Origin of the sequence: Mucilaginibacter sp. KACC 22773 (assembly GCF_028736215.1) — a bacterium.
In the GTDB taxonomy this organism is placed as follows: domain Bacteria; phylum Bacteroidota; class Bacteroidia; order Sphingobacteriales; family Sphingobacteriaceae; genus Mucilaginibacter.
This window is the reverse complement of the sequence record NZ_CP117883.1, coordinates 3,265,279-3,280,478: the sequence shown is the minus strand read 5'-3', so window position 1 is coordinate 3,280,478 and position 15,200 is coordinate 3,265,279. Positions and strand designations below refer to the sequence as shown.

9 protein-coding genes are annotated in these 15,200 nt (G+C 42.2%); 6 read left to right on the top strand and 3 right to left on the bottom strand.

Annotated elements, in window-relative coordinates; translation table 11 throughout:
- The first annotated feature begins 276 nt into the window (after nucleotides 1-276).
- Complete coding sequence (locus tag PQ469_RS13685) at nucleotides 277-1,035, top strand: hypothetical protein (RefSeq protein ID WP_274213456.1); 759 nt, start codon at nucleotides 277-279, stop codon at nucleotides 1,033-1,035.
- On the opposite strand, the gene PQ469_RS13680 is transcribed toward PQ469_RS13685, so the two are convergent.
- The 3 genes from PQ469_RS13680 to PQ469_RS13670 form a co-directional block, all read right to left on the bottom strand.
- On the bottom strand, nucleotides 1,022-1,549 hold the full coding sequence (locus PQ469_RS13680) for an NADPH-dependent FMN reductase (RefSeq protein ID WP_274213455.1): 528 nt from the start codon (nucleotides 1,547-1,549) through the stop codon (nucleotides 1,022-1,024). The two genes, PQ469_RS13685 and PQ469_RS13680, sit on opposite strands and share 14 nt — an antisense overlap.
- Before the next feature lie 423 nt (nucleotides 1,550-1,972).
- Nucleotides 1,973-3,322, bottom strand: a complete 1,350-nt coding sequence (locus PQ469_RS13675) for a sensor histidine kinase (protein WP_274213454.1) — start codon at nucleotides 3,320-3,322, stop codon at nucleotides 1,973-1,975.
- Nucleotides 3,312-4,670 carry a sigma-54-dependent transcriptional regulator gene (locus PQ469_RS13670; protein WP_274213453.1) on the bottom strand — a complete coding sequence of 453 codons (1,359 nt, stop codon included), beginning with the start codon at nucleotides 4,668-4,670 and terminating at the stop codon, nucleotides 3,312-3,314. The genes PQ469_RS13675 and PQ469_RS13670 overlap by 11 nt, the downstream gene beginning before the upstream one ends.
- A gap of 689 nt (nucleotides 4,671-5,359) precedes the next feature.
- Between PQ469_RS13670 and PQ469_RS13665 the strand changes: the two genes are divergently transcribed.
- From PQ469_RS13665 to PQ469_RS13645, 5 genes are all read left to right on the top strand, one after another.
- Nucleotides 5,360-6,619 carry an efflux RND transporter periplasmic adaptor subunit gene (locus PQ469_RS13665; RefSeq protein ID WP_274213452.1) on the top strand — a complete coding sequence of 420 codons (1,260 nt, stop codon included), beginning with the start codon at nucleotides 5,360-5,362 and terminating at the stop codon, nucleotides 6,617-6,619.
- Nucleotides 6,620-6,755: 136 nt separating this feature from the next.
- A complete protein-coding gene (locus PQ469_RS13660; RefSeq protein WP_090652755.1) occupies nucleotides 6,756-7,433 on the top strand; it encodes an ABC transporter ATP-binding protein in 678 nt (225 codons plus the stop codon).
- A 289-nt stretch (nucleotides 7,434-7,722) separates the two neighbouring features.
- Complete coding sequence (locus tag PQ469_RS13655) at nucleotides 7,723-10,101, top strand: ABC transporter permease (protein WP_274213451.1); 2,379 nt, start codon at nucleotides 7,723-7,725, stop codon at nucleotides 10,099-10,101.
- A 137-nt stretch (nucleotides 10,102-10,238) separates the two neighbouring features.
- The gene (locus PQ469_RS13650; RefSeq protein ID WP_274213450.1) at nucleotides 10,239-12,668 is read left to right on the top strand and encodes an ABC transporter permease; all 2,430 of its coding nucleotides are present in this window, start codon (nucleotides 10,239-10,241) and stop codon (nucleotides 12,666-12,668) included.
- A 104-nt stretch (nucleotides 12,669-12,772) separates the two neighbouring features.
- Nucleotides 12,773-15,139, top strand: a complete 2,367-nt coding sequence (locus PQ469_RS13645) for an ABC transporter permease (RefSeq protein ID WP_274213449.1) — start codon at nucleotides 12,773-12,775, stop codon at nucleotides 15,137-15,139.
- The last annotated feature ends 61 nt before the right edge of the window (nucleotides 15,140-15,200 follow it).

Below are 15,200 nucleotides of genomic sequence, written 5' to 3'. Positions count from 1 at the left end.
GATATATAAATGGATTAATATTAATTTCTACCTGCAACCATCAATGCATGTTCCAAAGAGGGCGAAGTTGTCAAATTGGCAGACTAATAATTTTGACCTGGCTTTTCAAATGGTATATTTACGATACTTTTCAAGTGTTTTTTGACATTTTTCAGCTACTTTTTTAAACTTTTCTGCAATTTTTTATCAATTTTTGGAAACATGGTTTTTGCAGGCTAAAAATAGGTGGACAAATTAATATTTTATTATTTTTACCGCACCTAAGGTAGCCTTAACATGAACAAAATATTTTCGGCAAGTCTCGTTTTATCCTTTTTTGTATTGTCGATAATTGGTTGCAAAAATAAAGTGAAGGACAATACTAATTTTACCAAAAGGGTTAAGGACACCACGCTTGCCATTGACACCGCATTTCTGGACGATAAAAATTATGCTTATCAAAATATAGCCGACACCAGGCATGTTAAGATGATTAACCGGAGAACTAAAGATACCAGTGTAGATAATGACATCTATACTGATTCATCTTACTCCCGCAAATACGTAGAACTTACGGCTGCTCAAAAGTTTCGGCTGATAGGTCTGTTCATCGGCAAAACGCTTGATGTTAAACCGAAGTTTGCGAGGGATCTCATGTCGGCTTACTTTGTATCGAAGCAAAAGAAGATAGGGGACTTACAGCCTATCATTGTTTGGATAACGGGCGATGACTATGGCTCATTAACCATGATCATTTTAAATAAACAGAATCAGCCCATAGATGGTTATAATTTGGATGGAGGCATGCAGCCGGGTCCTGAAGAAATTGGCGACTCTTTAATTAAATTTGATCTTAAAAGCTACTCGAAGTTAAAAAATAGGGAAATAACTACTGTAAGAATGGAGGAAACCAAGCACCTGGATTCTACCAGAACAAATGTAGCGATAGACTCAAATGTATTTAAAACAGTGATTCAAACTGATGGTAGCCTTAATACCAAACAAACGGTTAAACAGCACTTTGTTACTCAAGGAAAAAATATCACTGTTGAATAACGGATAAGAAAGCGTCCAAAACATTTTTTAATAATCCTATAGTTGCGGCGTCTGTAACATTTCCCTCGGTATCCATTTTTGACCTGATAAATGATATATTCAGCTTTGCCCCATCGGCAACCTGCGCGTTTAGTGCGCCCAGGATCAATAGCATGGCGGCGTGGGCTGCTTCGCCACCTAAAGATGCGGTGATGAGGGCGACCGGCTTTTCGGAGAATGAACCGCTGGAAACCGTCCAGTCCAGCATGTTTTTTAGTTGGCCGGGTACGCCAAAGGCATATTCGGGTGTGCAAATGATTACGCCATCGGCCTGCTTTAATAACTCCCTTAATTCAAAAAGCGGTTCCGGTGGGTAATCATCGTCATTGCCAGGGTCAAAAGGAGGGATGAGGGCCAAATCGTTGTAGATGCTGTAATCAACATCCGCAGGTACAAGGGGACCTAAGTGTTTCAGGATATTATGATTTGTTGAACCGGCCCTTAGGCTGCCGGGAATGGCTAAAATGCGTTTCATGGTAAATTATTTAGTAGCGCGATCAAACTTACAAAGTTTTAAAACTTTGTAGGTTTCGATTGTGATGCAACGCGTAAAGTTTTCAAGGCCGGTAATAAAGTAAAACATCAGGTTAAACGTTTTAGCAAGATAGCTTCCGCGTTCTAATGTCAATAAATCCTTATATTCGTTAACAATCCCTAACTGCTAAACCGATAACCGGCGACACGTCGGGAAGATGCCTGTGAGGACACAGGCATCGGGAAAAGGCGTTTTTTTCTGTCATGCTGAGGTACGAAGGATGACAGTCTTTTATTTTTGAATGTCATTCTCCCTTCAGAATTTCGCGAAATTTTAACACTCAGAATGACTGCTCTTTTGTTTTTTGATAATCAATCCTGCCAATCAAAAAGTTCCCCCTTCAGGGGGCGGAGGGGGCTCGCCTTACGGCACAAACTGCAATATAAACGATGATCCCTTGCCCTCGGTAGATAATACCTGGATATTGCCTTTGTGCAGCAGCATGATCTGTTTACACAAACTCAGCCCGATACCGCTGCCGGTTTTTTTGGTGCTGAAGAAGGGGATAAAAATTTTATCCAGCAACTCGTGCGGCATACCCATACCGTTATCAGTTATTTTAACCAGGGTTTTGCTGTTGTTTTGCGCCTCGGCAGATAGTGTAATGCGGGGCTCATCGCGGTCTTTAACGGCTTCAATGGCATTCACCAGCAGGTTAATCATTACCTGCTCTATCAGGTTTATATCAGCCTCAATGGCCAGGGCAGGGTCGCGCAGTATAATTTCCAACTCGATATTCTTTTTAGATAGCGTTGGCTTCATCAGGCTGTTCAGGTTCTCGAACAGGTTGCGTACCAGTATCCTGTCACGCTCCAGCTTGGTTATCTTGTTCAGGCTGCGGTAGCTTTCGGTAAACTTCAGCAAGCCGTCGCTGCGGCGTTTAATGGTATCTATACCCAGCTCCAAGTCCTCCAGTTCGGTAGCCTCCATCGTTTCAGTAATTTCGGGGCTTTGCAGCCGGTTTTTCAAGGTATCTGCCAATGACGAAATTGGGGCAACCGAGTTCATAATCTCATGCGTCATCACGTTCAGTAATTTCGACCATGCTTTTGATTCCGTTTCGTCCAGCGCTTCGCTCACGTTTTGAAAAGCCAGTAGTTTATACAACTTATCGTCGCTGCGCATCATGCTGGATGTTATTAAAATTTTTACCATCTGCTGGTTACGGATAATGCTGATGATATTGCTTTCCCCGGGTTTTAGCTTAAGTAACTCATGGTAAAGCGCCGGCTCCCGTTTTTCGAGCGATTGGATAGTTTTAAGGTAGGGAATGCTGAGTAGTTTTTTAAAAGCCTCATTTATCCAGCTGATGGTGCCGGTATCTTCCTCATACGATAGGATGCCCGTATCTACCAGCTCCAGTATCTTTTGCAGGTAATGGTATTGTGTTTCGCGTTCGCGGCTTATTAATTTAAAGGTGGTATTGATATCGTTAAAGCCCTTGCGTAACGGCTTTAATTCGTTTGGGGCCTTGCGCACATCAAAATGGCGCGAGAAATCGCGGTAGTGTATAGATTCGACAAACTGGTTTACCTCGTCCTGCGCCTTTTTCTGAAAGCGTATCATCTCTATCACAGCGTAAATTACCAGGGGGACGAATATCACCAGGTATAGCGGCTGGCCTTTAACCGTTACATAAGCGGCGGCAGTAAGTGCCAGGAATAACAAAAACACACGCAGCAATAGCCGCCATTCGTAACGGTTAAATATCATATTTGCTTAATCTGCGGTACAGGGCAGTACGGGTTAATCCCAATTCTTTGGCGGCACGGGTAATGTTGCCATTATGCTTTTCAATAACTTTTAAAATAGCATTCTTCTCCAGTGTGCTCAACTGAATGTTATCATCATTGATGTTGTTATCCGTTTGCGTTTCCAGTATTGAAAAGATAAGGTCATCGGGCCTCAGCGTACTGTCGTCGGCCATAATAACTGCGCGTTCAATAGTATATTGCAGCTCGCGTACATTACCGGGGTAATTGTATGATTTTAATTTTGTTAAAGCCGGGCCATCAAAATCAACGGCAGCCTTAAGGTACTTGCCGGCATACAATTTGGCAAAATGCCTGGCCAAAATCACAATATCTTCGCTGCGGCGGCGTAAGGGTGGCATATTAATTTCTACGGTGTTTATCCGGTAAATTAAATCCTTCCTGAAACGGTTTTCATTCGCCAGTTCGCTCATCGGTACATTGGTGGCACATATCAGCCTGATATCTACATCAACCGCCTTATTGGTCCCTAACCGGGTTACTTGCCGGTTTTGCAGTATGGTTAGTAATTTAGCCTGTTGCTGTAAGCTAATGTTGCCAATCTCGTCTAAAAACAGTGTACCGCCATCGGCATCTTCAAAACGACCGGCGCGGTCTTCCCGCGCGTCGGTAAAAGCGCCTTTTTTGTGGCCAAATAATTCGCTTTCAAACAAGGTATCGGTAAGGGCGCCTACATCAACTTTAATAAAAGGCTTATCGGCGCGTAATGAGCGCTCGTGAATGGCTTTGGCCATCAAATCTTTACCTGTGCCGTTTTCGCCCAACAGCAAAATATTGGCGTCGGTAGGGGCTATTTTATTTACTTTATGGAAAATATCCTGCATCACTTCCGATTCGCCCAATATCGATGTATCCCCGGCCGTATTTTTCGCAGGTGCTTTGGTGGCTTTGGCGCCACCTTCTTTTTTATCCAATAGCTCTTTTATAGTGCCTATCAGCTTTTCGTTATGCCATGGTTTTACCACAAAGTCGTCGGCGCCTTCTTTTAATGAGCGTACGGCCAGGTCGATATCGCCATAGGCGGTTATCATAATTACGCAAACGTTGGGCTTCCAGTCTTTAACTTTGCGCAGCCAGTACAAACCTTCGTTGCCGGTGTTAATGGCACTGTTAAAGTTCATATCAAGCAAAACCAGGTCAACCTCGTTGCGTTGCAGCAGCCAGTTCAGGTTTTCGGGGTTTTTCTCGGTTATTACCTCGCCGGCCTGGGTTTTTAACAGCAGCTTTACGGCAGTTAGTACATCCGGGTCGTCATCAACAATAAGAATAGTAGCTTTTTTTAGTATCATGTTTTTAGGTTCATAGTTGATAGTTCATGGTTCATGGCCCTATTTTGTTGATTGTTATATGACAGACGCCTGTTAAACAGTAAATGTTACAGTACCGGCAGTTGCTAATCTTAGCCATGAACCATTAACTATGATCCATGAACCAGCTGCAACAAACCTCCTGCCATTAACCATCAATAATGAACCATGAAGCAAACAAAACTTTCTGCAAATTAATAATTGCATACTTAAGTTTTATACGGCCGGCAAAAAATGATGAGCGGTAAGTTGTGAATGGTGAGTTGTGAGGTATATTTGTTATGATTGACAATGGCTTGTAGTGTTGAGATTTGTTCTGTCGGGAAGGTAAGGTATAACGGAGAATGGGCGAAAAACAATGCATTTGCAGCTGGCTTGAAGAAATACCTACTGGTTTTGTGCTCATTTCGGCGGGTACCTCCAGGGAAAGGCAATTTAAAATAAACAGAAACGGCGCATTGAAAGAATGTATAAATTCTATTTAATTGAAAATTAACCAACCACTCACCACTCACAATTCGCTACTCGCGCACACTGTATCATTACCGTACACTTGATGTAACAGAAGCGTACGCCCTAAATACGTAATATGTATTTAATGTATTGAAAAACAGTGTTTTAATTTGTGGCATGTGTTTTTGTAACCATTATTCAAAATATCATAAACTACAGTGGACAGAAAAATTGAGAAAAAGACCTGGAACAGCAAACGAATATTAACTATTGCTGGTATTGCAGGCATAATTTTATTAATAGGGGGCAGTATTTATTTTACATCGGGCAAAAGCAAATTGGATGTTGATACAGAGCGCATAACTATCAGTACTATAACAAAAGGCCCGTTCCAGGAGTTTATACCTGTTAACGGTACCGTGATGCCATTGACCACCATTTTTCTTGACGCAACAGAAGGCGGCGAGGTTGAAGAGCGTTATGTTGAAGATGGTGACATGCTTAAAAAAGGCGATCCGATATTGAAACTAAGTAACGTTGATGAAGAGCTAAGTCTGGCTGCTCAGGAATCGCAGGTATTTGCAGAGCAGACCCAAATGCAAATTTCACATAACAACGCCAACCAGGCCACCATTAACAAATTAAACACAATGGCCGATGTAGATAATGCTTATAAAGAAGCTAAAAGGATATACGATTTAGATAAAAGGCTTTATGATCAAAAAGCGTTGGGTTTGCAGGAATACCAATCGGCAAAAAACAATTATGAATACCAGGTAAACCGCAGGAAACTTGCCATCCAGATATTAAAACAGGATACCACATTGGTTAAACAGCAGGAGGTGCAATCGCAGGAACATTATGCCCAGATGAAGACAGCATTGGCCCTAATGCGTAAAAAGGTCGCAAGCCTTACACTAAGGGCACCTATAGATGGTCAGTTGACAAGTCTTGATGCTGAAGTAGGCCAAAGCAAAGCCAAAGGCGTACGTTTAGGCCAGATTGACGTACAATCGGGTTATAAAGTTAGGGTTGATATAGATGAACATTATTTATCCCGGGTGTTTGTTGGCCTGAAAGGTGACTTCCAGTTTGCTGAAAAAAACTACAATCTGGTAATTAAAAAAGTGTTTACAACTGTAATTGCGGGCACAGGTAGGTTTCAGGTTGATATGCAATTTGTAGGCGAAGTACCCAAGGGAATCCGCAAAAATCAGACTTTACAAGTAAGACTTGCATTAAGCGATGAAACCACAGCTGTACTTGTGCCTAAAGGTGGCTTTTTCCAGCAAACCGGTGGCAATTGGATATTTAAAGTAGCAGAAGACGGTAAGCGAGCTTATAAAGTAAACATTCAGCTTGGCCGCCAAAGCCCTGACTATTTTGTGGTAACCGATGGTTTAAACCCTGGCGATAAGGTAATTACATCGAGCTATGAAACTTATGGCGACATACAGGAACTTGTGCTCAAAAAATAGATATTTTGCTCGTGCTATTGCAACGAAATGCTGATGCTAAACGTCATATAAACAGATAATTAATTTAATAAATAATAATATAAACCAAATCAAACAAACATCGTCTGCCGAAAGGCAGATGATTCAGGAGGGGCAAATGATAAAAATTACTAATCTCGAAAAATTTTACCGCACAGAAGAGGTAGAGACTATAGCCTTAAACAAGCTATCAATTGAAATTGCAACGGGCGAGTTTGTGGCCATAATGGGCCCGTCTGGTTGTGGTAAATCAACATTGTTAAATATCCTGGGAATGTTGGACGACCCGGATGAAGGCAGCTACGTTTTTAACGATATTGAAGTAGCCCATTTTACCGAGCGTAAACGCGCCGACCTGCGCAAGCACAACATCGGCTTTGTTTTCCAGAGTTTTAATCTTATTGACGAGTTAACCGTGTTTGAAAACGTTGAATTACCGTTGATTTACACCGGCGTACCATCGGCCGAGCGTGTAAAAAGAGTAGAAGAGGTGCTGGATAAAATGCAGATTATGCACCGCCGTAACCACTATCCGCAACAGTTATCAGGCGGTCAACAACAACGTGTGGCCATTGCCCGCGCGGTTGTAAACAAACCAAAACTGATCCTTGCGGATGAGCCTACCGGTAACCTGGATAGTACCAATGGTAATGATGTAATGGAACTGTTAACCGACCTGAACGAGCAGGGTACAACCATCATCATGGTTACACACTCTGAGCATGATGCCCGTTACAGCCACCGGATTATAAGGTTACTTGACGGCCAGGCCGTTGTAGAAAACATTATGGTATAAAACCAAAGTGTCGTCTGCCCCAATAAAAAGATAGTTTATATAAGTTAATGTTGTTAAAAGCTAACCTCTCCGCGATGGAGGGGTAAGCTTGTTTTGCCCCTAATCGTTCACTGGTTCATTAGTTCATTCGTGGGATAATTTTAGATTTTGTAGCTATGACTTAACGCCAGCTATGGCGGCTACTCATGAGCCCATAAGTAAACCACCCAATCAAAACTAATGAACAAGCGAACCCATAAACCACCAGATACTACCAATGAATTAATGAACCAAAAGTGAACCTATTAATATGATCAGGAACTACATTAAAATTGCATGCAGAAGCCTTTGGAGACACAAAGGCTTCTCGATAATAAATGTTCTGGGGCTGGCAATAGGTATGACAGCCTGTTTCCTGATTTACATAAATGTAAAATTTGAGCTAAGTTATGATAGCTTTAATGAAAAATTTGACCAGATTTATCGTGTCTCAACAGATATAACACATCCCGATTTAACAATTAAAACCTCATCTTCATTTTTACAAATGGGGCCCTCACTTCAGCAAGATTACCCGGAAGTAAAATCAATTGCCCGGGTTGGCGGCGGAAAATTTTTGGTGCAGTATGGCGAATTGAAATTCCAGGAAGACGAAGCCATTTTCGCTGATCCGTCACTTTTTACAATATTCACCTTGCCCGTTGTAAAGGGAGAGGTAAAAGAAAGTTTCAAGGCACCCTTTACTTTAGTGATGACAGAAACTACAGCCAAAAGATATTTTGGCAACACCAATCCAATTGGTAAATCGTTGCTGCTTAATGATAAGTACCCGGCGTCTGTTATCGCAGTGGTAAAAGATGTACCCCAAAACTCACATTTTAGTTTTGATATGGCATTTTCATTTGCCACACGCCAAAAATTATATCCCGGCAGCGCAGCCGTTTGGGCGGATATGGGTTGCACTACTTATATCGAACTGCCAAAAGGATACGACTATATCAAATTGCAAAGCCAGTTATCTGCGTTTGCCAACAAACACTATACCCCGGCTGATAAAAAAGAAGGTGCGGACTATCGTTTTGTGCTGCAGCCTTTGAAGGAAGTTTATATGGATGCAGACAGAGGAGGCGCTGGTGATTTACATAATGTTCGTATCTTTTCACTTATCGCCTTATTTATCTTGCTTATTGCATGTATCAACTTTATCAATTTAACCACGGCGAGGGCCACTGAAAGGGCTAAAGAGGTAGGCATCCGCAAAGTAGTTGGAGCCGCAAGGACGCAATTGATTATTCAGTTTTTATTTGAGTCGGTTATTATTTGTTTGATCGCCTTTTTACTGTCGATTTTGTTCAGCCAGTCGTTGTTACCCATATACAACCAATTATCGGGCAAAGTGATCAGTCCCGGTATCTTTTCGCATGGCTACGTATTCCGGCTTTTTATGGTAGCGTTTGGAATAGGCATTACAGCAGGTTTATACCCTGCATTGATACTTTCGGGTTTTAAGCCAATAGCTACCCTAAACGGGAGGTTCAGCAAATCAAAACGGGGTATTTTACTGCGTAAGGGATTGGTTATAACACAATTTACCATATCTATAGTGCTTATTATAGGTACTGTTATAGTTTATAATCAACTAAGCTATATGCGCAGCCAAAAACTTGGTTTTCAAAAAAAACAGATGCTTGTTGTTAATTTTCATAACGATAATGAGGTAAGACACCGCGCGGAATTAATTAAGAACGAGTTAAAAAAAATTCCAAATGTAGTATCAGCCACTGCTTCCAGAGGCATTCCGGGTTTTGGCAATGGTAATCGCGATTGCAAGTTAGAGAATAAGGCCGGCACTATGCAGCAAATGCTTATTAATTTATATGAGGTGGATTATGATTTCATTCCGCAATTTGAAATTAAACTGGCCGCCGGGCGAACATTTTCAAAATCGTTTGGTACCGATACCGCGCAAGCCATAGTGATAAATGAAGCTGCTGCAAAAATTCTTGGCTACCGAACTCCGGCCGAAGCTATTGGCCGAAATTTTTCGCAGGATGAACGAACAGGTAAAATAATCGGGGTGCTAAAAAACTTCCATTTTCAATCGCTACAGGAAACTATACAACCTTTATGCATGCGTATTAACCCGAAGCTCACCAGCATGTTTACCCTTAAAATCCAACCAAGTAATATTTCTGCAACTATAGCTGCAATTGAAAGTAAATGGAAAACGTTGGTGCCCGAACGGCCTTTTAATTATGCTTTTGTCGACGAAACATTTAATGAACAGTATACAGCACAGGTTAATTTCGGCAACCTGTTTATGTATTTTGCTGTGCTGGCCATATGTATTTCATGCATGGGCTTATTTGGTTTGGCATCATACAGCACCATACAGCGTACCCGCGAAATTGGTATTCGCAAAGTATTTGGTGCTTCTGTAACCGGCATAGTAAATATGTTGTCTATTGAGTTTTTACAGCTGGTAATCATCTCATCGCTAATAGCATTTCCGCTGGCATGGTTTGCAATGAACAAATGGTTGCAAGACTTTGCATACCGCATAGCTATAGGTTGGTGGTTTTTTGCATTGGCAGGAGTAATAGCGCTTGTAATTGCGTTTGCTACGGTTAGCTTTCAGGCGGTTAAAGCCGCGATTGCCAACCCGGTAGATAGTTTGAGAAGTGAATGATCTTGGTTCATTGATGGGGGGGAGTAAAATTGCACCACCTTGGGCCATTATTTCACATAACCAACCCAATGAACCGCCATACAAAACCAATGAATTAATGAAAAAGTGAACTAACACGGTGTACTCAAGAATTAATTATGATAAGAAACTACATAAAAACCGCCATTCGTGGCCTGCGTAAGAACAAGGGTTTCACGGCTATAAATATATTGGGCCTGGCTTTGGGTTTGGCCACTTGCTTACTTATTGTGTTGTACGTAGCCGACGAGCTGAGTTACGACAGGTACAACGAAAAAGCCGGCCGTATTTACCGGGTTAATGAGGACCTAAAACTGGGCGATAACAGCGTAAAGTATGCGGTTTGCATGGCGCCGCTGGCTAAAACCTTGATTGCCGAATATCCTTATGTTGAGAATGCCACGCGCATAAAAAACGCCGGCTCCTCGCATGTTAAAAAAGGCACGCTGAACATGGTTGAAAACAGGGTGGCATTTGCTGATCCTTCTTTGTTTAGCGTGTTTACACTGCCTATGATCAATGGCAACGCGGCTTCGGCACTTGTTGAGCCTAACAGCGTGGTAATTACCGAAACCACCGCCCAAAAATATTTTAACAGCAGCAATGTAGTTGGTAAAACACTGCTGTTTAATGATAATACCCTTTGTAAAGTAACCGGGGTAATTAAAGATGTACCCCAACAGTCGCATTTCAATTTCGACTTTTTTATCTCGATGTCGTCCTTCCTCGACAGTAAATCGACAGAGTGGCTGCGCAGCGATTATAATACCTATGTATTATTAAAAGACAAATCATACGCCAAACAATTAGAGGCCGCTTTCCCGGCGTTATTAGAGAAATTCAGCGGTGCGCAAATGAAATCTGAGTTAAACATGTCTTATGCCGAGTTTGAAAAACGGGGCAGCTTTTTCAGGTTGAATTTAATTCCACTCACAGATATTCACCTCAAATCAAATATCTCCGGCGAATTAGGTTCAAACGGTACTACGCAGTATGTTTATATATTTTTGCTGATAGCGGTATTTATACTGCTGATAGCTTGTGTAAACTTCATGAACCTGTCAACAGCCCGTTCATCAAACCGCGCCCGCGAGGTAGGGGTACGCAAGGTTTTAGGATCGGCGCGTAAGCACTTGATAGCTCAGTTTTTAACCGAGTCGGTGTTGGTAACTGTAATAGCTACTGTGCTTGCTTTTATTATTGCGTTGTTTTTATTGCCGGTGTTTAATCAATTATCGGGTAAAGCCCTTGCCATCAATGCGGCTTCATTAAACTGGATACTACCACTGCTGCTATTGGTTGCGTTGGTTGTAGGTATACTTTCCGGCTCGTATCCGGCGTTTTATCTGTCGGCATTTCAGCCTGTTGATGTGTTGATGGGCAAGCTGGCAACCGGCTTTAAGGGAGGCAGGCTTCGCAGTTTTTTTGTTGTATTCCAGTTTTCCATATCCATATTTTTAATTATCGGTACGCTGGTTATTTATAATCAGCTTAATTATATTCAAACCAAAAACCTGGGCTATAACCGTAACCAGGTACTTATCATAAAAAATGTTTACGAACTTAATAACCAGGCTAAAATATTTAAGCAAAAGGTTAAGGAACTACCCGGTGTTATTAATGCTACCATGACCGGCTTTATACCAACATCGGGTTGGAAAAGTACTGCCATTTATTACAGAGACGCCAGCTTAAACGAAAAAACCTCCATGTTTCCGCAAAACTGGCAGGTTGATGAAGATTATTTGCCTACCCTGGATATGAAAATAGCTGCCGGGCGTAATTTTTCAAGGAATATGCCTACAGATTCGGACGGGGTTGTTATCAATGAGGCTGCGGCTAAGTTCCTGGGTTTTAAAGAGCCGGTAAATAGTGTTATCTACAGGTCGATGGCCAGCCAGCACGACCTGGAACACATGAAGCAATACCGTATTTTAGGCGTAGTAAAAGACTTTAATTTCAATTCCCTGCACGAGAATGTAAGCCCTGTGATATTGACCCTTGCCGATAATAACGGAGGCCTTAGCGTACGAGTTCAAACTAATAACTTGCCAACGCTGATGGCGCAAATCAATGCCGCCTGGAAAGAGCTGAACCCCAATATCCAGATCAACTACTCTTTTATGGATCAGGATTTTGATGCCTCGTACCGTACGGAGCAGCGCACCGGGCAAATCTTTATGGTATTTACCACCCTGGCCATCGCGATAGCTTGTTTAGGGCTGTTTGGTTTAGCAGCCTACGCTGCCGAGCAACGCACCAAGGAAATAGGCATCCGTAAAGTGTTAGGGGCGAGTGTTGCCGCTATAACGGGGATGCTCTCGGTCGACTTTATAAAACTTGTGGGTATATCCATTTTAATAGCCTCGCCTATAGCCTGGTACCTCATGAATCTTTGGCTGCGCGATTTTGCCTACCGTATAAGTATTCAGTGGTGGGTATTGGTTGTAGCTGCTGCGGGTGCATTGATCATTGCTATAATAACGGTAAGTTTTCAATCCATTAAGGCGGCGATTGCCAACCCGGTAGATAGTTTAAAGAATGAGTGACCTTGGGTCATTTAAATGGAGTATCAATTTAGGTTAGCATTTGAATTTTAGGATTTGGAAATTGCGATTTGGAGTTTAGCGTTTAAAATTTAATACCAGAAATCATGATTAAAAGCTATGTAACTATTGCCTTCAGGAACATCCGGCGCAACCTTAGTTATGCTTTCCTGAACGTTTTTGGGCTTACTTTGGGTGTGGCTGCGTGTTTGGTGATCTTCCTTATTGTGAGGAATGAGCTGGGCTTTGACGGCTACAACAGCAAGGCCGGCCGTACTTACCGGGTAACCTTAAACGCGCTTGATTTTAACTCGAACGTGTCTTTGGCGATAATACCGGCCATGCGCATTGATTTTCCAGAGCTGGAGCAAACCACGCAGCTTTTTTACCTGCCCGACGCGATGATTAAGATAGGCGAAAACCGGTTTAAAGAAAAGAACATAGTTTTTGGCGATGGGCAAACGCCGATGGTTTTTGACTACCAATGGCTGGCCGGCGACCCTAAAACCGCGCTTTCGCAACCCAATAGTGTAGTACTTACCGAGACCGCCGCCAAAAAATATTTCGGCAACAGCGAAGCTATGGGGAAAAATATCAACTTCGAAAATCAGTTTGATATTAAAGTAGCAGGCATTATTAAAGATTTGCCACCCAATTCAAGCACGCCAACATCGTTGCTGATCTCGCTCAAAACCATCGAACAGAAGTTAAAAGGCGCCATGGGTAATTTCTGGTCTATCCCGGGCGGTAGCTATGCCTATATCGTGATCCCTAAAAAGTATTCCATCCATCAATTGGAAAGCAAAATACCCGCTTTTATTAAAAAGAACTGGGGTGCCGATATTGCCAAAGCAGCTCATTTGCCGCTGCAGCCATTAAAAGATGTTCATTTCGATCAGCGTTATATTAATAACATTATCACACCAACCTCAAAAGATACGTATTACGCGCTGATAGGGGTTGCTTTGCTTATTATCATTACCGCCTGTATCAATTTCGTTAACCTTGCCACGGCTCAGGCTATCAGGCGGGCTAAAGAGGTTGGGGTACGTAAAGTGTTAGGCGCTACCAAATCGCAGCTAATAAGGCAATTTATGGGCGAAACTACTGTCCTGGTTTTACTATCGGTAATTTTAGGCGTATTGGTATCAGCTTTTTTCCTTGCCCGGGCGGGCGAATGGATGTCGATAACTATTGATCCCAAACAGCTGTTACAACCCGAAGTTATGACCTGGATAGCGGGAATAACCTTCCTGGTAATCCTCCTGGCTGGTTTATACCCATCATTTGTGCAATCGGCATTTCAGCCGGTTGAATCATTAAAAAGCCAGGCGGGCATACCGGCAAAAGGCTTAACCTTACGTAAAGGCCTGGTTATAGCGCAGTTTGCCATCTCGCAGATATTAATTGTTGGCACCTTGATAGTTGCCCATCAAATGGACTTTTTTAAAAACCAGGACCTTGGATTTAATAAGGAAGCTGTTATTACGGTTAGTATCCCGACAAAAGAGAAACGGGACGTATTTAAACAGCAACTGATGACAAATCCCGGTATCAAGGATCTCAGCTTCTCTAACGGGGGACCTGTATATAATAATTCTTTCACCAGTTTTCAGTCGCCCGAGCTTGGACTTACCAAAGATGATGTTACCGAGATGAAATTTGTTGATGAAAAATATATCGACATGTTTCAGCTGCACATGCTGGCCGGTCAAAAAATCTGGAAAAAAGATGATAAAGATACACTGAATAGCATCGTAATCAACGAAACTATGATGCATAAGCTGGGCATCCAGGATCCGCAACTTGCTTTGAACAAACACGTAAAGCTTAATGGCGATCAACAATCAACTATCGTGGGCGTAGTACAGGATTTCCAAAGCGAATCAAAACATAAAAAACGGAGGGCCTGCGTGTTGGAGTACAATTCGCGGGGCTTTTTCATGGCCAGCATACGGATTCAGCCCGCCGCAATGAATAAAACCATTGCTTTTATCGGCAAACAATGGCTTGGGCTTTTCCCTGATAATGTTTTCCAATACGAGTTTATGGACGAGCATATAGCCAATTTTTACAGGCAGGAGCAAAAAGTTTACACAGCTTTTCAGCTATTCTCGTACATCGCTATACTTATTGGTTGCTTGGGCTTATATGGGCTGATAGCTTTTGCCGCATCGCAACGTACAAAAGAAGTTGGTATCCGCAAAGTTTTGGGTGCGCCCATACACAGTATTGTAGCCCTGTTTGGTAAAGAATTTATTTACCTGATAGCAATAGCCTTTTTAGTAGCCGCGCCGCTGGGTTACTATGTGATGCATAACTGGCTTCAAAATTTTGCATATCACATTAGCATCGGTCCGGACATATTTTTCATCGCTATAGCATCATCATTTATCATAGCCGCGGTAACCATTGCCTATCAGGCCATAAAGGCCGCGCTGGTTAACCCGGTGAACAGCTTAAGGAGTGAATAACTTTATACTTTTTGATGCAACGTTGTTAATAAAAGTTTCGTCTTTATGATATTCAAACTTA